Raw genomic sequence first — 20112 nt, 5'->3', positions numbered from 1 at the left:
TTATTCCTTGCAAAGATTGATCTTTTTTTATTTATGCTACGATGACTTCATAGTTGCAATAAAAATAACCGATCAACCTCAAAGGAGTTAATGCCATGTCAATCCGCCGCCTTGTTGTAGCTGCACTGCTTGCCAGCGCGGGTGTTGCCCACGCGGAAGTCGTTGCGACCCCCAGCTTCCTGACCAATTGGACTGCCGGCAATGGAACCGATGTGATCGCTTCCGGCGCCCTGGGTAGCAACGTCAACCTGATCGGCGGCATTTCGCACACCAGCGGCGGAGCAAGCGCCAGCCTGGAAGATGTGCTGTTCGGCAAGGCCAGCGCCAACCTGGCCAGCGGCACTCAACTGCGCTACGAGAACGGCGTGCAGGGCAGCTACCTGGTCGGCACTGACAACGCTGCGCTCGCGGCCCGCCTAGGCAATAGCAAGTCGGTGGTTAATACCAACGACGGCGTGACCATCATCGGCGGCAACGCGCCGGTCCAGGGCGGTGTCGGCGGCGATGTGGGCGGCGGCGCGTCCGGCAGCACCCCGCCGGCTGGCGGCGGCATGCCGGGCCTCGGCAATGGCAACGGCAACGGCAACGGCAGCGCGCCGGGTGTCGGCCCCATCCCGGGTGCCGGCGCTGGCCAGGACACCAGCCCGGGCCAGGGTTCGGACATCGGCCAGGGCGCCGACGAGGTTGGACAACCGGCAGAGGTGCCTGAACCGTCGACCGTGGCGCTGATGTTGGCGGGTATCGCCGGCGTCTTCTCGCTGGCCGGCCGCCGCAAGCAGTAAGGACTGCTGGAGCGCAGGCGCCGCCCTGCGTTCCGGATAGTGCGCCCAGTGCGCAATCCCCTTGGCGGCAATCTTTATTCATGTACAATTCTTGTGAACGATCGTGCTTTTCGGGCGACGATAACAAGGAGACGACATGGATCTGCATTACACGGACGAGGACCTGGCCTTTCGCGACCAGGTCCGCGCCTTCCTCGATTCCCATCTGCCGAAGGACCTGCAGGAGAAGGTGCGCCAGCATCGCCGCCTGAGCAAGGACGACTACGTCCGCTGGCACAAGATCCTGGCCGCCCAGGGCTGGGTTGCCCCCGGCTGGCCGAAGGAATACGGCGGTCCCGGATGGACTCCCGTGCAGCGCCATCTGTTCGACGAAGAGTGCGCGCTGGCGGGCACGCCGCCCATCCTGCCCTTCGGCGTCAACATGGTCGCTCCCGTGATCATGGCTTTCGGCAGCCAGGCGCAGAAAGACCACTACCTGCCACGCATCCTGTCCTGCGAGGACTGGTGGTGCCAGGGTTATTCCGAGCCTGGCGCCGGGTCCGACCTGGCCTCGCTCAAGACCACCGCCGTGCGCGACGGCGACCACTATATCGTCAACGGCCAGAAGACCTGGACCACCCTGGCCCAGCACGCCGACATGATTTTCTGCCTGGTGCGTACCGATCCGGGCGTGCGCAAGCAGGAAGGCATCTCCTTCCTCCTGATCGACATGCATGCGCCCGGCGTCACGGTGCGTCCGATCATCATGCTCGACGAGGACCACGAGGTGAACGAAGTCTTCTTCGACAATGTGCGGGTGCCGGTGGCCAACCTGGTGGGCCAGGAGAACCGTGGCTGGACCTATGCCAAGTACCTGCTCGGTCACGAACGGACCGGCATTGCCGCCGTCGGCCGTTCCAAGCGCGAGCTGGCCTTCGTCAAGCGCCTGGCCGCGCGCGAGCAAAAGAACGGCCGCCCGCTGATCGAGGATCCGCTGTTCGCGGCCAAGGTGGCCGGGGTGGAGATCGAGCTGATGGCGCTGGAAATGACGGTGCTGCGCGTGCTGGCGCGCGCGGAACAGGCGCCGGGGCCGGAGGCCTCGGTGCTGAAGGTGAAGGGAACCGACATCCAGCAGGCCCTGACCGAGCTGATGCTGGAGGCGGCGGGCCCCATGGCCCTGCCTTTCGACCCGGACTACCTCGAGGGCGAGCGCGCGCACAGCATCGCGGGCGACGACGCGGCCGCGCCGCTGGCGCCGTACTACTTCAACTACCGCAAGACCTCGATCTACGGCGGGTCGAACGAAATCCAACGCAACATCATCACCCAGATGATCCTGGGGCTGTAAGGGGACACGATGCACTTCGATTTCAAGGAAGAACAGCTCCAGTTCGCGGATGCGCTGCGGCGCTGGGTGGAGCGCGGCTACGGCTTCGAGACGCGCCGCGCCATCGTGCGCTCCGCCAGCGGCGTCGACGACGGCGCCTGGGCCACCCTGGCCGAGCTCGGGATGACGGCGCTGCCGGTGCCCGAGGAGCATGGCGGCTTCGGCGGCGATGCGGTGGACATGTTCGTGGTGATGCAGGAGCTGGGCCGCGGCCTGGTGGTCGAGCCCTACCTGGCCACCGTGCTGGGCGCCGAGTTCCTGCGCCTGGGCGGCGTGCACGGCGAACTGCTTGCCGAGGTGGCAGCCGGCGAACTGAAACTGGCCTGCGCGCTGGGCGAACGCCAGTCGCGCCACGACCTGAACGATATCGCCACCCGCGCGGAACGCAGCACCGGCGGGGCGGACGGCGGCTGGCGCCTGGACGGCGAAAAGAAGGCGGTCCTGCACGGCGCCGCGGCGGGCGTGCTGGTGGTCTCGGCGCGCAGCGGCGGCGGCCAGCGCGACGCGGCGGGCATCAGCCTGTTCGCGGTCCCGGCCGACACGCCCGGTGTGAGCATCACCGGCTACCGTACGCTGGACGGCATGCGCGCGGCCGATGTGCGCTTCGAGGGTGCGGTGGTGCCGGAGTCCGCCCTGATCGGCTCGGCGGGCGAGGGCGGGGCCATCCTGGAGGCGGCGGCCGACTATGGCGCCGGCCTGCTGTGCGCGGAGGCGCTGGGTGCGATGCAGGCCTTGTTCGACTCCACCCTCGACTATCTCAAGACGCGCCAGCAGTTCGGCGTGCCGATCGCGAAGTTCCAGGCCCTGCAGCACCGTATGGCCGACATGTATATCCACCTGGAGCAGGCGCGTTCGATGGCGCTGCTGGCGGCTGTGCGCCTGGCCGAAGGCAAGCCCGCCGAGCGCCGCCGCACGGTGTCGGCCGCCAAGTACCGCGTGGGCCAGGCGGCACGCTTCATCGGCCAGCAGGCGATCCAGCTCCACGGCGGCATGGGGGTGACGGACGAGCTCCCGGCATCGCACTACTTCAAGCGCCTGGCCATGATCGAGCTGACCCTGGGCGACAGCGACCACCACCTGGCGCGTTTCGCGGCGCTGCCGGGGTTCACCGGGGAAGCCGCATGAGCGCGCAATGGTATTTCGAGGACTTTTACCCGGGCCAGGAGATCGACCTGGGGGAGCGCATCGTCACCGAGGAGGAGATCGTCGCCTTTGCGCGCGATTTCGATCCCCAGCCTTTCCATGTCGACCATGAGGCCGGGGCGGCCTCGATCTACGGCAGTGTCATCGCCAGCGGCTGGCACACCTGCTCCATGATGATGCGCATGGTGGTCGACGGCATGATGCGCGCCGCCTCGAGCTTGGGTTCGCCGGGGCTGGAAAAGGTGCGCTGGATCCGTCCGCTGCGCCCCGGCGACACGCTGCGCGTGCGCTATGTCACGCAGCAGGTGAAGGCATCCGCCTCCAGGCCGGACCGCGGCGTGGTGTGGTCGACCTGGATCGCCACCAACCAGCACGGCGAGGAAGTCTGCACCGTCGAGGGGATGGGCATGTTCGGCCGGCGGCCGCGGGAAGGCGCTCATGGCTAGGGCGCTCCGCTTCGACGAACTGCCCGGGCTGGCCGGCCAGGAAGTCGCCGTATCAAGCTGGTTCGAGGTGGGACAGGCCCGTATCGATGCCTTTGCCGAGGCAACCGACGACCGCCAGTGGATCCACGTCGACCCCGAGCGCTGCCGGCGCGAGTCGCCGTTCGGCGCTCCGGTGGCCCACGGTTTCCTGACCCTGTCGCTGCTGCCTGCGATGCTCGAGAGCGCGCTCGTCATCGGCGGCATGCGCATGGGCCTCAACTATGGCCTGAACAAGGTGCGTTTTCCGGCGCCGCTGCCGGCCGGCAGCCGGGTGCGGGCGCGCTGGACCCTGGCCCAGGCCGAGCCGATCGAGGGTGGCCTGCAGCTGCGCTGGGATGCGCTGGTCGAGTCGGAAGCCGGCGGCCGGCCCGTGTGCGCGGCCGAATTTCTCGTGCGCTGCTACGCCTGAACGCCTGACAAGCCCCTCATTGCTGCGCTGTATCGTCTTGCCGTACAGGCGTACTGTCTTCGACGATACGCCTTGCCCTGAGGGGCTTGTTGGGCGCTTCGAGACAGATGTCAGTCCTGCACGGCCACCCGATACTGGTTACGGCCGTCGCCCTTGGCCTCATAGAGCTGGGCGTCGGCCGCGGCCAGCAGCGCGGCGGCGGCCTGGCCTTCGCCCGGAACCTGGGTCGCCAGGCCCATGCTGACCGTCAGGCGCGGCGCCGTGGGCGATGCCGCGTGCGGCAGGTCGAGCTGGGCCAGTTCCTTTTGCAGGCGGCGCGCCACGCATTCGGCGCCGGCCGGGTCGAGCTGGGGCAGCAGGATGGCGAATTCCTCGCCGCCATAGCGCGTCACCAGGTCGTGGGTGCGGCCCGCGGCGCGACGCAGCCCCGCCGCCACCTGCACCAGGCAGGCATCGCCGGCCTGGTGGCCGTAATGGTCGTTATAGAGCTTGAAGTGATCGACGTCGACCAGGATCAGCGACACCGGCAGGCCGGCGCGCGCGCAGCGCCGCCATTCCGCCTCCAGGCGCTCATCGAAAGCGCGCCGGTTGGCCACCCCGGTCAGCGGATCGGTCAGGGTCAGGGCGCGCAGGGCGTCGGCCTGGCGCTTGACGGTCAGCTGGGTACGCACCCGGGCCCGCACCACGGCGGCGTTCACCGGCTTGGTGATGAAGTCGACCGCGCCGGCGCCCAGGGCCCGGGTCTCGTCCTCGGGGCTGGTGAGGGCGGTGACGAACATGACCGGGATGTCGCTGGTGTCGGACGCGGCGCGCAGGGCGGCGCACACGGCGTAGCCATCCATGCCCGGCATGACGGCGTCGAGCAGGATCAGGTCCGGGTGCTGGCTGCGCGCCAGTTCCAGGGCGCGCGGGCCGTCGAGCGCGAACAGCACTTCCTGCTCGTCCTGCAGGGCCCCGTGCAGGATCTGGATGTTCTCCATGGCGTCGTCGACGATCAGGATGCGCCCGTTCAAGGCCATTTCGGTCCAGCTCATAACGGCGCCTTCCGCTGCAGCAGTTCGCGCACCTGGGTGGCCGCCTCGCCGAAGCGCAGGGTGCCGACGGCGTCGGCCAGGCGGGCGGCGGCATCCTGGCCGGCGTGCGCGGCCAGCGCCGGATGCAGCGCATCGAACTGGGTGAGAGCCTTCATGTTGTTATTCTCCAGGAGTTGCAGCAGGCGCGCCAGCGAATCCTGCAGGGCCGGGCCGTCGCCCGCGAGCGGCGCCGCGAGAAGGCGCTGGCGCTCGGGGTCGTCGAGTTCGCGGGCGCCGGCAGCCGCGACCTCCAGCGCGGCGCCCAGCTCCGCCAGGCGCAGCACCACGGTCGGCTGGTCCTCGTTGCGCAGCGCCAGTTCCAGGTCATGGGCGGTGCGCGCGACGTCGACCGCGCCCAGGTTGGCGGCCACGCCGCGCAGGCGGTGGGTGACGCCCTGGGCCGCATGGCGGTCGCCGGCGTCCGCCAGCATCCGCAGTTCGGCCAGGGTGGCGGCGCGGCTGTCGATGAAGCGCGCGAACACGGCGGCGAAGCGCTCGAAGCTGCCGCCGAAGCGGGGCAGGGTAGCTTGCAGGTCGATGCCGGGCAGGTGCATCGGCACCGGGCTGGGCGCCTCCCCCTGGGCGGCGGGCGTCGCGGCCGTGCCGGCCCCATCCTGGGCGGCGGACGGGCGCGGCGCGATGCGCTCGAGGGTGGCCACCAGCTCGTCGACATCGATCGGCTTCGGCAAATGGGCCTGCATCCCGGCCTGCAGCGAGCGTTCACGGTCTTCGTCCATGGCGTTGGCCGTCATCGCCACGATGGGAGTCGAGAGGCCGGCCTGGCGGATCGCCGCCGCCGCTTCGTAGCCGTTCATGACCGGCATCTGCACGTCCATCAGGATCACGTCGTAGTCGGCGCGCTCGCCCAGCATGCTGACCGCCACCCGGCCGTTGCCGGCGATGTCGACGCTGGCGCCGGCGTGGGTGAGGATGAAACCGGCCACTTCCTGGTTGATCGGGTTGTCTTCCACCAGCAGCACGCGCAAGCCCTGCAGGCGCGCGACCAGGGGCGCGCCATGTCCCGCCGGGGCGGTGGCCGTCGCCGAAGCTGCCCCGAGCAGACGGTCGGCCGCTTCGCGCAAGCCACCCAGGGTGAAGGGTTTGCCGAGCACGGCGCCCAGCTGCAGCTCGCCGGCCAGCTCGGACAGGCGCTCGGCCTCGGGGTCGGCCACCAGCAGGCAGGTGGGCGGCAAGGCCAGTTGTTCGGCGCGCGCGGCCGCCAGCACGGCGACGCCGTCCATGTCCGGCATCGCGCCGTCCACGAAGGCCAGGTCGTAGCTGTGCCCCGCGCGCAGGCGCGCCAGGGCCGCCTGGCCGCCGGCGGCGCCGTCCACCTTCCAGCCGAAGGCGGCGCAAGCCGACGCCAGGGCCGCGCGGGCGCTGTCGTTGTCGTCCGCGACCAGCACCCGCAAGGGGCGGCCCGCTCCCTGCGGCAGGGGCCGCTCGTCCTCCACCACCAGGAAGGGCAGGGTGAAGTGGAAGTCGGCGCCGGCGCCGGCGGCGCTGGCCACCCCCAGGCGGCCGCCGGCCAGCTCGACCAGGCGGCGCGCGATCGCCAGGCCCAGGCCGGCCCCGCCGTACTTGCGGCTGGTCGAGCTGTCGCCCTGCGAGAAAGCATCGAACATGCGCGCCTGCTGCTCCGGCGCGATGCCGATGCCGGTGTCGCGCACCGAAAAGCCCAGCTCCACCTGCGCATGCTCGCGCCGCACCACGCGGATGGCGAGCACGATCTCGCCGCGCTCGGTGAACTTGACCGCGTTGCCCACCAGGTTGAGCAGCACCTGCTCGAGCCGCATCGGGTCGCCCAGCAGGGTGGACGGGACCTCCGGCGCCACGGCGAACACCGGCTCCACGCCCTTGGCCCAGGCATTGGGGGCGGTCAGCACGGCGATGCTGGACAGCAGGCCGTCGACGGCGAAGGGCGTGCGCTCAAGCACCAGCTGGCCGGATTCGATGCGCGAGAAATTGAGCAGGTCGCTGAGCATGCCCAGCAGCGAGCGGGCCGCGGTCTGCATGCGCGACACGTAGCCGCGTTCGCGCCGTCCCAGCTGGCCTTCCTCGAGCAGGCGCGCCAGGCCGACGATGGCGTTCATCGGCGTGCGCAGCTCGTGGCTCATGTTGGCCAGGAACTCGCCCTTGGCGCGGCTGGCGGCCTCGGCCTGGTGCAGGGCCTCGACCAGCTGCGACTGGGTCTGCTTGAGGTCGGTCACGTCGGCGTGCAGCATGTAGAAGCCGCGCACTGCGCCGTGCTCGTCGATGTCGGGAATGAAGTTGCTGAGGGCATGGATCGAGGCGCCGCCCGGCCGTGAGAGGGTGCGTTCGAAGGTCTGGGGCGCGCCCGCCAGGACGCCTTCGAAGAAGGGGCTTAGCTGGGCCAGCTGTTCGGCCGGCAGCAGTTCGGCCGCGGTGCGCCCGAGCGCGTCGTCCTCGCTGCGCCCCAGCCAGTCGAGATAGGGGCGGTTGGCGAAGCGGCAGCGCCGTCCGGCGTCCCAGTAGCCCACCAGGGCCGGCAGGTTGTCGGTCACGGTGCGCAGGAAGCGTTCGCGCTGGGCCAGCTGCTCGCTGGCGGCGCGCAGCGCGTTCTCGGAGGCCACGCGCGCGCTGATGTCGCGGATCGTGGCGGCCATCATGCCGTCGCCGCCGATGTCGACCCGGCTGAGGAGCACATCGGCATGGAACACGGTCCCGTCCACGCGCTGGTGCAGCCACTCGAACTGGCAGCGCCCGGTGTCGATGGCGCGCCGCATGTAGTCCATGGCCACCTCCGCGCTGGGACGGCCATCCAGCTGGACCGGCGGCGAGGTGCTGACCGGCGACTCGTTGAGCAGCTCCGCCGGGCTGGAAAAACCGAACAGCGCCGCCGCCGCCGGGTTGGCGCTGACGAAGCCGGCGCCGAAGGCGAGCAGCACCTGGGCGTCGCTGGACCCCTCGAACAGCACCCGGAACATCTCCTCGTTGTCGCGGTTGCGCTGTTCCTGGCGCTTGCGCTCGGTGATGTCGAGGACCACCGCGTTGACGCCCATCAGCTGGTGCTCGGGACCCCATACCGGGTAGTAGCTCGAGATCCAGTGACGCGGCTGGCCCGGCGTGGAGGGCACTTCGCCGGTGTCCTCGACTTCCAGCAGCGGCCGGCCCGTTGCCAGCACCTGGCGGTAGCCCGACTCGAAGGTATTGCCGACGGGGCCCAAAAGCTCCGGCAGGGTGCGCCCGATGTGCGCACGCGCAGGTTGGGCGTTGATCTCGGCCAGGTAGTCGTTGATCATCACCACGCGCATGCCGGTATCCATGAAGCACAGGCCGACCGGGGCCGAGGCATACACGATCTCGAGCTGGGCCTTGGAGCGTTCCAGCTCGGCGGTGCGTTCGGCAACCAGGGTTTCCAGGCGGGTGCGGTAGGCCTGCAGTTCGGCGTCGACCCGGCGCAGCGCGCGCGCCACCTTGTCGACTTCCTTGATCTCGGGCGGGGGCAGGGCCAGCGGTTCGCCGCGGCCCAGGCTTTCGGCGGGGCCGGCCAGGGCCTGCACCGCACGCGCGATGGCGCCGCCCAGGGCCCGTGCGAGTCCCAGGCTGATGACAAGCAGGACGCAGATGGCGATCACCGTCGTGGCCAGGGAGTGGCCCAGCAGCTCGCGCGCGGCATTCGGCGGATAGCGGATCGTCACCACCCAGCCATGCTTGGGCGAGCGGGCATAGGCGGCGAAGCCGGCCTCGTTGCCGGCGCCCAGCAGGATGATGCCGCGGTCCTGCCTGGCGACTTCGGCCGCCAGCGCCGGGGCCATGGGCGAGCCCACGTGCGCGCTGGGGTCGCTGCTGCGCGACACCATCAGCAGGCGCTTGTCGTAGATTTCGGCCACCCAGCCGTCCGGCAGGTGCTGGCTCTCGAGCAGGTCGGTCAGGCGGCGCGGGCGCAGCAGTACCGACAGCACATAGCGCACCTTGCCCTCGATCCAGACCGGCACATCGACCGAGAGCGCATAGGGCTGGTCGCCCTCGGCTTCGTGCAGCCCGGAGGCGATGGTGTCGCCGGTGGCGAACACGCGCCGGATGTCGTCCGGATTGCCCAGCGGCGGCAGCGGCGCGCCGTAGGCGAAGCGGGTGTGCAGCAGGGGCAGGGCGTCCGGGCCGCTGAGCATGAAGCCCTGGGCCGGGAATTCGGGGCGCAGCAGCTGGCGCGCCCCGGCGTGGAAGGCTTGCAGCTCGCCGCTGGCCAGCATGGCCGAATTGGCCAGCACCCGGGCCGCGGTTTCTCCGCCGTCGAGGTCGCGGTCGACCGCCGCGGCCAGCACCTCGGCCACGGTCTGCGCATCCTCGGACACGTGTGAGCGCTCGCGCACCGCGGCGTCGCGCGCCAGGGCGATGTAGCCGATCAGGATCGGCAGCGCGCAGGCCAGGACCAGGGTGTAGAGCTTGGAACGGATCGTCGGCAGCGATGGGCGGTTGAACGGCAACGGGCCTCCCTCTGGCAATGCGGCGCGGGGCGCCGCGATGCCCCATGGTAGCTGAGCTCAGTCACCATGCATAGCGGCGTCCCGGCTCGCGTGCGCCCCCTCCGCTGCCGCTCCGCTGCCACTCCGCTTGCCGCTTAGCCGTGGCGCCCAAGTTCCAGCTTGGCAATAGCGTTGCGGTGTACCTCGTCCGGCCCGTCGGCCAGGCGCAGCGTGCGGTTGGCCGCCCACTGGTAAGCTAGCGGGAATTCCTCCGACACCCCGGCCGCGCCATGGGCCTGGATCGCCCAGTCCAGCACGTCCTGGGCCACGGTGGGCGCAAGCACCTTGATCATGGCGATTTCCATTTGCGCCACCTTGTTGCCCACCGTGTCCATCATATAGGCCGCCTTCAGGGTCAGCAGGCGCGCGGTGTCGATGCGGATGCGGCTTTCGGCGATGCGTTCGCGCCATACGCCCTGGTCGGACAGCTTGCGGCCGAAGGCGACGCGGCTCTCCAGGCGCCGGCACATCAGCTCCAGGGCGCGCTCGGCGACGCCGATGGCGCGCATGCAGTGGTGAATGCGGCCGGGGCCCAGGCGGCCCTGGGCGATCTCGAAGCCGCGCCCCTCGCCCAGCAGCAGGTTCGTGGCCGGCACGCGCACGTTCTCGAACAGGATCTCGCAATGGCCGTGGGGCGCGTCGTCGTAGCCGAACACCGGCAGCGGACGGACCACGGTGATGCCGGGCGTATCGGCGGGGACCACGATCATCGACTGCTGGCGGTGGCGCTCGGCGCCGGGATCGGTCTTGCCCATCACGATATAGACCCGGCAACGCGGGTCCCCGGCGCCCGAGATCCACCATTTGCGCCCGTTGATCACGTAGTCGTCGCCGTCGCGGGCGATGCGGGTGGCGATGTTGGTCGCGTCCGAGGACGCCACCTCGGGCTCGGTCATGGCGAAGGCCGAGCGGAGCTCGCCGCGCAGCAGGGGCTCGAGCCAGGCTTCCTTGAGCTCCTCGCCCGCGTAGCGCTCCAGGGTTTCCATGTTGCCGGTGTCGGGCGCGGAACAGTTGAAGACCTCGGGCGCCCAGGGCACCCGGCCCATGATCTCGCACAGGGGCGCATAGTCCAGGTTCGACAGGCCTTCGGGCGCGCGGCTGGACCGGGGCAGGAACAAGTTCCACAAGCCGGCCTGGCGCGCCAGCGGCTTGAGGCGCTCGATCAGCTGTACCGGCTGCCAGCGGTTGCCGGCTGCGCCATTGCGGGCGACTTCCTCGGCGAAAGCGCGTTCGTTCGGATAAATGTGCTCGTCCATGAAGGCGAGCAGGCGGGTGCGCAGTTCCTCGCAGCGGCTTGAGTAGGCAAAATCCATGGGGTCTCCGTTCGTCGTTCTCTATGCCGCGCCGCGCGAGGCGAAGCGCCAGGCCATCTCGGCCATCGGCCGCGCGGCCTTGCCGTTTTCCAGGGCCGCGCTGCTGGACGCGGTGCCGTCGACATAGCGCTTCATGATGCCCTGCATGATGCCGGCCAGCCGGAACATGTTGTAGGCCAGGTAGAAGTCGAAATCCTCCTCGCGGATGGTCTTGCCGGTGCGTTCGCAGTAGCGCGCCACGTAGTCCTGCAGCGAGGGGATGCCGAGGGCGGGCAGGTCCAGCCCGGCGATGCCGCGGAACTGGCCGGGCGGGATGTGCCAGCTCATGCAGTGGTAGGAAAAATCGGCCAGCGGATGCCCCAGGGTCGACAGTTCCCAGTCCAGCACCGCCAGGATGCGCGGCTCGCTCGGGTGGAAGATCAGGTTGTCGAGGCGGTAGTCGCCATGCACGATGCTGGTGTCGTCGCCCGGCGGGATGTGGGCCGGCAGCCAGTCGATGAGGCGGTCCATGGCCTCGATCGGCTCGGTGATCGAGGCCTGGTATTGCCTGGTCCAGCGTTCGATCTGGCGCGCGAAGTAGTTGCCCGGCTTGCCATAGTCGTGCAGGCCTATGGCGGCGTAGTCGATGGTATGGAGGCGCGCAATCACGCGGTTCTGCTCGTCGTAGATGGCGGCGCGCTCTCCAGGCGTCATGCCGGGCAGGGACTGGTCCCACAGCACCCGGCCTTCGATGTGTTCCATCACGAAGAAGGCGCGCCCGATCACCGCTTCGTCGGTACATAGCGCATATTGGCGCGGGGCGGGGAAGCCGGCGCCGTGCAGGGCCTTCATCACGCGGAATTCGCGCTCGATCGCGTGCGCCGAGGGCAGCAGCTTGGCTGCCGGGCCGGGCTTGGTGCGCAGCACATAGCGCTTGCCGCCAGCTGCGCGCAGCAGGAAGGTCGGGTTGGACTGGCCGCCCTTGAACTGCTCGGCGTCCAAGGGACCGCCGGGGTAGTCCTCGACGTGCGTGCGCATCCAGGCGTCGAGCGCGCCGGTATCGAAGCGCTGGCGCTCCGAGACCGGTTTGGTTCCCATCATGTCTTCGAACATCGTGTCTCCAGGTCGTGGAAGGTTCGTCCGCAAAAGGCACGGACGTTCTATTTTCAGGCGCAAGAAGTCCAGCAAATAAGTCAGCGCCCCTTGCGGTACTGCTCGAACAACTGTTCCATCGTGGTGGTGCGGGCGCCCGGCTGCAGCGGTGCGGGCGGTACGTGGTTGACGAAGCGGATCACCCAGTCGTGCGGGTCTGCGCCGACGTCGAGGGCATTGATGCAGCCGGCCGCCTGGGCCAGGCCGCCCAGGAACAGGCGCTGGCCGGTCAGGGCCAGCGACAGGATGGCGCAGTTCACGCCGCCGTGCAACACCAGGAGGGCGGTGTCCCAGTCGCTCGCGGCGCGCAGCTTGGCGACGGCCGGGTGGACCCGGTCCATCATCTCGCCCACCGACTCGCCGCCCAGGAAGCGCTGCTCCTCGTCGACCAGGCCTTCGAAGGCGCCGGTGAAGGCGCGCCGCAGCGCATCGGCCGGGATATCGGCAAGGCGTCCGCCGCGGATTTCGTGCAGTTCGGGCCACACTTCGATCTCGAGCGGCTGGCCGGTCGCGGCCAGCACCCGCTGCGCCGTCTGGACCGTCCGCGGCAGCCCGGACACGATCACCCGGTCGAAGCGCACCCCGGCGTCGAAGAAGGCATGGCCGGCAGCGTCGGCCTGGGCGATGCCGGCCTCGTTCAGGTCCACGGTTTCCGGCAGAAAGGGTTTGCCGCTGTCATCGAAATAAGTGACGCTGCCATGGCGCATCAGGTAGATGCGGCGGCGCTCGCCCGCCAGCTTGTCGTGCATCGAAACTCCCGTCGTGAGTGAAAAGGACACGGATGTTGGCCATCTTACACCGCCTATATGGATGAGCGAGGCGTATTCGAGACAGAATATGGATGCAATCGTGATGCCACCCGTCAATTTGCGTTCTTTCTGGAATAAAATTGTGCCCGCGAAACACAACACTCAAGGGATGGTATGGCGAGGCCAGAAAAAGTGCGACTTGGCGAAGTGCTGATGCAGCAAAAGCTGTTGAGCGAAGAACAGCTCAACCAGGCGCTGGCCGACCAGAAGCGCACCGGCCGCAAGCTGGGCCGCGTGTTCGTCGAAAGCGGCTACGTGACCGAGGAACAGATCTCGGGCGCACTCGCACGCCAGCTGAACATCCCTTATATCAATCTCAAGTTCTACAACATCAACGACGAGCTGGTGCGCCTGCTTCCGGAAACGGCCGCGCGCCGCTTCCGCGCCCTGGTGCTGGAAGACCGCCGCGAGACGATGCTGGTCGGCGTGTCCGACCCGACCGACCTGTTCGCCTATGACGAGATCGCGCGCCTGCTGAAAAAGGGCGTGGAGCTGGCCGTGGTCAATGAGACCGAGATCCTGGCCGCGATCGACCGCATCTATCGCCGCACCGGCGAGATCACCGGCCTGGCGCGCGAGGTCGAGGCCGACCTGGGCGACACCTCGATCGACTTCGGCGCCCTGGCCGCCAACCCGGGCCTGGAAGAAGCGCCCATTGTCAAGCTGCTGCAGTCGGTGTTCGACGACGCGGTGCAGGTGCGGGCTTCGGACATCCACATCGAGCCCCAGGACGGGCGCCTGGCGATCCGCTTCCGTATCGACGGCGTGCTGCACCTGCAGACCGAGGCCGACCTCAAGGTGGCCACCCCGCTGGCGCTGCGCCTCAAGCTGATGGCCGATCTCGACATCTCGGAAAAGCGCCTGCCGCAGGACGGCCGCTTCGCGGTCAAGGTGCGCAACCAGCGCGTCGACGTCCGTATCTCGACCATGCCGACCCAGTACGGCGAATCGGTGGTCATGCGTCTGCTGAACCAGGGCGGCACCACCCTGCGCCTGGATGCGATCGGCATGCCTTCGCGCATCGTCGAGCGCTTCCGCAACATCGTGGCGCGTCCCAACGGCCTGGTGCTGGTCACCGGCCCCACGGGTAGCGGCAAGACCACCACCCTGTACAGCGCGCTGTCCGAGCTGAACTCGGTGGAGAAGAAGCTGATCACGGTCGAGGACCCGGTCGAATACCGCATGAAGGGCATCAACCAGGTGCAGGTCAACGACAAGATCGAACTGACGTTCGCGCGCGTGCTGCGCTCCGCGCTGCGCCAGGATCCGGACATCGTCCTGGTCGGCGAGATGCGCGACCAGGAAACCGCCCAGATCGGCCTGCGCGCCGCCATGACCGGTCACCTGGTGCTGTCGACCCTGCACACCAACGACGCCGCCTCGACGCCGCTGCGCCTGATGGACATGGGCGTGCCGCGCTACATGGTGGGCGGCTCGCTGCAGGCCGTGCTGGCCCAGCGCCTGGTGCGCGTGATCTGCGAAAGCTGCACCACCGAATACCAGCCGGAGGCGAGCGAGGTCAACTGGCTGCGTTCCGAACTGGGCGAACGCGCCGCCAGTACCCGTTTCTTCCATGGCAAGGGCTGCTCGCATTGCAACGGCACCGGCTACCGCGGCCGTACCGGCGTCTACGAGCTGCTCGAGATGACCCGGGCCGTGACCGAGGCGGTGAACCACCCCGACCCTTCGCACTTCCTGAAAGTGGCCCACGCCGAGATGGGGGGGCAGACCCTGCGCCGCCATGCCGTGGCGCTGGCCGTGGCCGGCCGCAGCACCATCGCCGAGGCGATGCGCGTCAGTAACCAGCAGGACGACTGATGCCGTTCTTCGCGTACAAGGGCCGCGACGCGCGCGGCGAGCTGGCCCAGGGCATCCTGGAAGGCGCCGACAGCTCGGCCGTGGCCGACCTGCTGTTCGCCAACGGCATGACGCCGATCGAGATCACGCCCTCGAAGAAGGGTCCGGGCGAGGCCGCCGGCGGCGCCGCCGGCCTGCTGGCCCGCTTCACCGAGAAGAAAGTCACCTCGATGGACGTGCAGCTGTTCAGCCGCCAGATCTACACCCTGCTCAAGTCGGGCGTGCCGATCATGCGCGGCCTGGCCGGCCTGCAGGAATCGGCGATCAACAAATCCTTCGCCAAGGTCATCAAGGACCTGCGCGAATCGCTCGACGCCGGCCGCGAACTGTCGGCGGCCATGATGCGCCACCCGGAATGCTTCACGCCCTTCTACCTGTCGATGGTGAAGGTGGGCGAGATGACCGGGCGCCTGGAAGAAGTCTTCCTGCGCCTGTTCGACCACCTGGAATTCGACCGCGACATGCGCGAACGGGTCAAGACCGCGATGCGTTATCCGACCTTCGTCGTGATCGCGATGGTGATCGCGATGACGGTGGTGAACGTGTTCGTGATTCCGCAGTTCGCCGCGGTCTTCAAGTCCTTCGGCGCCGAGCTGCCGCTGATGACCCGCATCCTGCTGAACACCTCCGAATTCACCGTCGCCTACTGGCCGGCGCTGGCCGTCCTGGCGGCGGGCGGCATCTTCGGCTTCCGCGCCTGGACCAAAACGCCGTCTGGACGCCTCAAATGGGACCAGAAGAAACTGCGCATCCCGATCGCCGGCAAGATCATCCATAAGGCCACCATGGCCCGTTTCGCGCGCAGCTTCGCGCTGTCGATGCGCAGCGGGGTGCCGATCGTGCAAGCCCTGACCGTGGTGTCGCAGACCGCCGACAACGCCTATTTGAGTTCGCGCATCGAGCAGATGCGCGACGGCGTCGAGCGCGGCGAAAGCATCCTGCGCACCTCGGTGGCGGCCAACGTGTTCACGCCCATCGTGCTGCAGATGATCGCCGTGGGCGAGGAATCCGGCTCGCTGGACGACCTGATGGACGAGATCGCGCAGATGTACGAGCGCGAGGTCGATTACGAACTCAAGACCCTGTCGAGTCAGATCGAGCCGATCCTGATCACCTTCCTGGGCATCATGGTGCTGGTCCTGGCGCTAGGTATCTTCATGCCGATCTGGGACCTGGGCCAGGCGGCGTTGCACGGCAAATGAGGGAGCGGCAGGGCGGGGCGAGCCGGTTCGAATTCGCGGTCTGCATGCTGCTGGTGGCGCTGCTGGCGGGCGGCCTGCTGCTCAAGCTGCTGGAGGTGCGCGAGGAATCGGAGCGCGCCGTCGCCCACCATGTGGCGGGGGCGCTCAGGACGGCGCTAGCGGCGCGCGTGGCGGGCATGGAGGAGGGCGCCGGGCTGGCTGCGCTGGCCGGCGAAAACCCGATGCACTGGCTGAGCCGCTTGCCACCGAACTACCTGGGCGAATACTATTCGCCGGACCTGTCGGGCTTGCGCAAGGGAAGCTGGTACTTCGATCGCACTGATAAGAGCGTCAACTATTTGTTTGGCCGCGACACTTTTTCTCGTGGGACATCAAAATTGCTGAAGTTCAAGGTAGAATTCATGCGTTCACCCCGCTTGCATCGCAATAGCGGTCAGGAGGGGAATGCGCAAGGGCTGGCGCTCCGGGAAGTCGATGGGCCGGGTCTTGATCAGATTACACAGCTAACCAAGTAACACCACCGCGGCCTCGTTGTCGCATCCACTTCACACGGAGAGTACTGAATGAACAAGAGCTTCAACAAAGGCGCGCAAGGCGGTTTCACGCTGATCGAACTGATCGTCGTGATCGTCATCCTCGGCATCCTGGCTGCGACCGCGTTGCCGAAGTTCGCCAACCTGAGCGGCGACGCTCGCAAGGCGAGCCTGCAGGCCGCACGCGGCTCGATGACCTCGGCTGCAGCGATGGCGCACGGTAAGTTTCTGATCGATAGCAGCACCAATAGCATCGAGGGCGTCACCGTCGGTTTCTCTAATGGCTACCCGACCGCCGCCACGATCGGCGATATCTCGGGTTTGATATCGAATGACTATCTGGCTGTACCGGTTGGCACCACGGCTATGAAGTTCCATCCGGTCGGTCTGACCGACGACCAGAAGGTCAAGTGCTACGTGCAGTACACCCAAGCCGCCGCTGGCAACGCGCCGACCTACAGCCAGGACTTCGCGACCTGCGCGTAAGCCAGTTGATCTGACAGGTAGTCCTCCGGGCACGGTCGCATCGCGGCCGTGCCTTTTGATTTTGAAGGAAGCGTCATGCATATGCGTCGTCTTCGGCACCACCAGGGTTTCACGCTGATCGAACTGATCGTCGTGATCGTCGTCCTCGGCATCCTCGCAGCCACGGCCTTGCCGAAGTTCGCGAAGCTGAGCGGCGATGCCCAGGTGGCCAAGCTGAAGGCGGCGCGCGGCGCGCTCGGTTCCTCGGCGGCCATGATCCACGCCCAGTGGCTGCTCAAGCCCGGCGCCACCCTCACTGTCGAAGGGCAGGCGGTGGGCATCGTCAACGGCTATCCGGACGCCACCGTGGCCTTCGCCGCAGCAGCCGGCCTGGACGAAAACGATTACCGCATCGAAGTGAACAAGGACGAGCTGGTGATTTCTCCCGCCGGCATGAAGGACACCGACCCTTCCGCCGCGACCTGCTTCATCGCCTACGCGGCGCCGACCGGCGCCAACCGTCCTCCGGTCTTCACCCAGGCCGCCAACCCGCTCGTCTGCGGTTAAGCCTCGCGAGACCAGGATGGGCGCGATTCCATTCCCTGCAAAGCGGCTGCACCGGTCCGGCTTCACGATGGTCGAGCTGATCGTCGTGCTGGTCCTGATCGGCATCCTGGGCGCCATCGGCGCCGCCCGCTATTTCAACCGTAACAGCTTCGACGCCGCCTTCTTCGCCGAGCAGACCCGCGCCATGCTGCGCTATGCGCAAAAGACCGCGATCGCCCGCAACACGCCCGTGTTCGTCGAACTGGGCGACAACCGCATCGGCCTGTGCCACGTGGCGCCGAACGGCAACTGCCCGGCAGCGAGCCGGGTGGAGTTTCCCTCCGGACGCAGCACGGGCGAAGGCACGGATACCTACTGCCAGTCGTCGACCTGGTATTGCCTGGGCCGTCCGAAAGGCGTCAGCTATTCGTATTCCGTCGTCATGACCCAGTTCTCCTTTGACGCCCTGGGCCGCCCGCTGGCTGTTGCAGGGGAGTTCCCGGGCCTGGCGATCACGGTCGGCGGCGACGGCCAGACCCGTACCGTGTCGGTGACCCCGGAGACCGGCTATGTCCAGTAAGATGGGGCGCCAGCGCGGCCTGACCCTGATCGAGATGATCCTGTTCATCGTGATCGTCGGCATCGCGCTCGCCGCCGTGGTCGGGGTGCTCAACTATACGACGCGCAACAGCGCCGAGCCGCTGCGCCGGAAACAGGCGCTGATGATCGCGGAAGGCCTGCTGGAAGAAGTGCGGCTGGCCCGCTTCACCTGGTGCGATCCCAGCTCCGACGACCCGAACCCGGAAACGGTCACCAGCAGCGCCAACTGCCTGGTGCCCGAGAACTGGGGCTCGGAAAGCGGCACCCGGCCCTTCGACAACGTCAACGATTACGTCCCCGCCGCCAACCAGGCGACCGCCGCCTTCAACGTCAATGGCGTGCTGTCGGACGCCAATGGCGCGCCGCTGGGCGTGCAAGGCTATGCGGCGACCGTGACGATCACGCCGCAGGCGATGAACGGTGTCGGCGCGCCCGGCGCCGCCGCCGATACCGACCTGCTGCGCATCCGTGTCGAGGTGGCCTACGACGGCCAGCGCCTGGTGCTGGACGGCTACCGCGCGCGCTACGCGCCCCTGGTCCAATGACGGCCGGCCGCATGCTCCGCCGCACGCGCGGCTTCACCCTGGTCGAGGCGGTGCTGGTGATCGTCATCGTCGGCATCCTGGGCGCCATCGTCGCCGTCTTCATCCGCGGGCCGGTCGAGGGCTACCGGGATACCGCCGCGCGCGCCGCCGTGACCGACGAGGCCGACCTGGCGCTGCGCCGCGTGGCGCGCGACCTGCGCATGGCGCTGCCCAACAGCGTGCGCGTGAACCCGAACGGCAACGCCATCGAATTCCTGCTCACCAAGACCGGCGGCCGCTACCTGGCGGCAGAAGACTTCGGCCTGACCGGCACGCCGCTCGACTTCAATAATACGGATCCGAATACGAACCGGGACTTCACGGTCGTCGGCGGCACCAGCGTGGCGATCGAGCCCAATGACTACATCGTCGTGTACAACCTCGGCGAAGGCAGCGCGCCTTCGGACGCCTACCTGGCCCGCAGCGGCAGTACCGACCGCAATATCGAGCAGGTGGAGTCGGTCAGCATGGCGGACCCCAACAACCCCGTCGTCCGGCTGAGGTTCAATACCTTCGCCACCCAGGTGACGCCGATGACGTCGCCGGGCCGCCGCTTCCAGGTGGTCGACTTCCCGGTCAGCTATGTCTGCGAGCGCCAGGGCGACGGCAGCGACGCGCTGGTGCGCTACTGGGACTATCCGATCAACGAATTCCAGCTGACGCCGCCCCAAGGCAATCCGCGCCGCGCCGTGATCGCCGCGCGCGTGGCCAATTGCCTCGGCATGTTCAGCTACGGCAGCGCCGCCTCGCGCCGCAGCGCGCTGGTGGTCATGAACCTGCTCCTGCGGGTGCCGCAGGGCGGCAACGCGACCGTCCGCCTGGTGCACCAGGTCCACGTGGACAACACGCCATGAACCGACACGTCCTTTCCGTACGCCGCCTGGCGCGCAGCGCCGGCGTCGGCCTCGTCACCGCGATCTTCCTGCTGGTCGTCCTGGCCGGCATGGGCGTGGCGGCGGTGAGCCTGTTCAATTCGCAGCAGGCCAGCGCCAGCCTGGACCTGGAGGGGGCGCGCGCCTACCAGGCCGCCCGCGCCGGCATCGAATGGGGCCTGTTCCAGCGCCTGCGTCCCCCCGGCAACTGCGTGGCGACGACCTCGTTCCGCTTGCCGGACAGCGTGCTGGCCAGCTACACGGTGACAGTCAGTTGTACCCTTCTGCCCACCCTGCAGGTGGAAGACGATAACGGCGATCCGCAGCCGCTCCAGCGCTGGCGCATCCGCGCCATCGCCTGCAACCAGCCGGTCAACGGCGCCTGCGAACAGCAACCAACCAGCACCAGTCCGGACTACGTCCGGCGCCAGGTCGAGGTCGAGCTATGAAACGAT

The 20112-nt window shown here is 68.2% G+C and carries 19 protein-coding genes; 14 read left to right on the top strand and 5 right to left on the bottom strand.

From position 1 onward, the window contains the following. Positions 1-95: 95 nt before the first annotated feature. The 5 genes from V7778_RS10980 to V7778_RS10960 all read left to right on the top strand — a co-directional run bounded on the left by V7778_RS10980 (position 96) and on the right by V7778_RS10960 (position 4185). A complete protein-coding gene (locus V7778_RS10980; protein WP_335555100.1) occupies positions 96-782 on the top strand; it encodes a PEP-CTERM sorting domain-containing protein in 687 nt (228 codons plus the stop codon). A 136-nt stretch (positions 783-918) separates the two neighbouring features. Then, on the top strand, positions 919-2109 hold the full coding sequence (locus tag V7778_RS10975; RefSeq protein WP_335555098.1) for an acyl-CoA dehydrogenase family protein: 1191 nt from the start codon (positions 919-921) through the stop codon (positions 2107-2109). A 9-nt stretch (positions 2110-2118) separates the two neighbouring features. Then, entirely contained in the window at positions 2119-3273 is a 1155-nt protein-coding gene (locus V7778_RS10970) for an acyl-CoA dehydrogenase family protein (protein ID WP_335555096.1), read from the top strand. Beyond that, positions 3270-3737: a MaoC family dehydratase gene (locus tag V7778_RS10965; RefSeq protein WP_335555094.1), complete on the top strand. Its 468-nt coding sequence runs from the start codon at positions 3270-3272 to the stop codon at positions 3735-3737. Before V7778_RS10970 ends, V7778_RS10965 begins: the two co-directional genes overlap by 4 nt. Next, the gene (locus V7778_RS10960; RefSeq protein ID WP_335555091.1) at positions 3730-4185 is read left to right on the top strand and encodes a MaoC family dehydratase; all 456 of its coding nucleotides are present in this window, start codon (positions 3730-3732) and stop codon (positions 4183-4185) included. Before V7778_RS10965 ends, V7778_RS10960 begins: the two co-directional genes overlap by 8 nt. Before the next feature lie 110 nt (positions 4186-4295). On the opposite strand, the gene V7778_RS10955 is transcribed toward V7778_RS10960, so the two are convergent. The 5 genes from V7778_RS10955 to V7778_RS10935 form a co-directional block, all read right to left on the bottom strand. Continuing rightward, positions 4296-5219 carry a diguanylate cyclase domain-containing protein gene (locus tag V7778_RS10955; protein WP_335555090.1) on the bottom strand — a complete coding sequence of 308 codons (924 nt, stop codon included), beginning with the start codon at positions 5217-5219 and terminating at the stop codon, positions 4296-4298. After that, positions 5216-9706: a response regulator gene (locus tag V7778_RS10950; protein ID WP_335555088.1), complete on the bottom strand. Its 4491-nt coding sequence runs from the start codon at positions 9704-9706 to the stop codon at positions 5216-5218. The genes V7778_RS10955 and V7778_RS10950 overlap by 4 nt, the downstream gene beginning before the upstream one ends. Before the next feature lie 134 nt (positions 9707-9840). Further along, positions 9841-11058: an acyl-CoA dehydrogenase family protein gene (locus V7778_RS10945; protein WP_335555086.1), complete on the bottom strand. Its 1218-nt coding sequence runs from the start codon at positions 11056-11058 to the stop codon at positions 9841-9843. A 21-nt stretch (positions 11059-11079) separates the two neighbouring features. Next, a complete protein-coding gene (locus V7778_RS10940) occupies positions 11080-12150 on the bottom strand; it encodes a phosphotransferase (RefSeq protein ID WP_335555084.1) in 1071 nt (356 codons plus the stop codon). 80 nt (positions 12151-12230) lie between these two features. Further along, positions 12231-12938: a histidine phosphatase family protein gene (locus V7778_RS10935; protein WP_335555082.1), complete on the bottom strand. Its 708-nt coding sequence runs from the start codon at positions 12936-12938 to the stop codon at positions 12231-12233. Positions 12939-13112: 174 nt separating this feature from the next. Here V7778_RS10935 and V7778_RS10930 point away from each other — a divergent pair, with 174 nt between their 5' ends. The 9 genes from V7778_RS10930 to V7778_RS10890 all read left to right on the top strand — a co-directional run bounded on the left by V7778_RS10930 (position 13113) and on the right by V7778_RS10890 (position 20106). Continuing rightward, the gene (locus tag V7778_RS10930) at positions 13113-14816 is read left to right on the top strand and encodes a GspE/PulE family protein (protein WP_335555080.1); all 1704 of its coding nucleotides are present in this window, start codon (positions 13113-13115) and stop codon (positions 14814-14816) included. Further along, positions 14816-16057 (top strand): type II secretion system F family protein, encoded by a 1242-nt coding sequence (locus V7778_RS10925; RefSeq protein ID WP_335555078.1) that lies wholly within the window; start codon positions 14816-14818, stop codon positions 16055-16057. Before V7778_RS10930 ends, V7778_RS10925 begins: the two co-directional genes overlap by 1 nt. Positions 16058-16101: 44 nt before the next feature. Next, positions 16102-16572 carry a hypothetical protein gene (locus V7778_RS10920; protein WP_335555076.1) on the top strand — a complete coding sequence of 157 codons (471 nt, stop codon included), beginning with the start codon at positions 16102-16104 and terminating at the stop codon, positions 16570-16572. A 48-nt stretch (positions 16573-16620) separates the two neighbouring features. Then, positions 16621-17076, top strand: coding sequence for a type II secretion system protein (locus tag V7778_RS10915; RefSeq protein ID WP_335555074.1), 456 nt, complete (start codon positions 16621-16623; stop codon positions 17074-17076). A 75-nt stretch (positions 17077-17151) separates the two neighbouring features. Beyond that, complete coding sequence (locus V7778_RS10910) at positions 17152-17622, top strand: type II secretion system protein (protein WP_335555072.1); 471 nt, start codon at positions 17152-17154, stop codon at positions 17620-17622. Positions 17623-17638: 16 nt separating this feature from the next. Further along, positions 17639-18181 (top strand): pilus assembly FimT family protein, encoded by a 543-nt coding sequence (locus V7778_RS10905; protein ID WP_335555070.1) that lies wholly within the window; start codon positions 17639-17641, stop codon positions 18179-18181. Next, on the top strand, positions 18171-18746 hold the full coding sequence (locus V7778_RS10900) for a type II secretion system protein (RefSeq protein ID WP_335555068.1): 576 nt from the start codon (positions 18171-18173) through the stop codon (positions 18744-18746). The genes V7778_RS10905 and V7778_RS10900 overlap by 11 nt, the downstream gene beginning before the upstream one ends. An 11-nt stretch (positions 18747-18757) precedes the next feature. Further along, the gene (locus tag V7778_RS10895; protein ID WP_335555067.1) at positions 18758-19639 is read left to right on the top strand and encodes a type II secretion system protein; all 882 of its coding nucleotides are present in this window, start codon (positions 18758-18760) and stop codon (positions 19637-19639) included. Next, positions 19636-20106 carry an agglutinin biogenesis protein MshP gene (locus V7778_RS10890; protein WP_335555065.1) on the top strand — a complete coding sequence of 157 codons (471 nt, stop codon included), beginning with the start codon at positions 19636-19638 and terminating at the stop codon, positions 20104-20106. Before V7778_RS10895 ends, V7778_RS10890 begins: the two co-directional genes overlap by 4 nt. Positions 20107-20112: the final 6 nt, after the last annotated feature.

The sequence above is a fragment of the Massilia sp. DD77 genome (assembly GCF_036961685.1).
Classification (GTDB): Bacteria; Pseudomonadota; Gammaproteobacteria; order Burkholderiales; family Burkholderiaceae_D; genus Telluria.
This window is presented reverse-complemented; position numbering and strand designations above follow the sequence as displayed.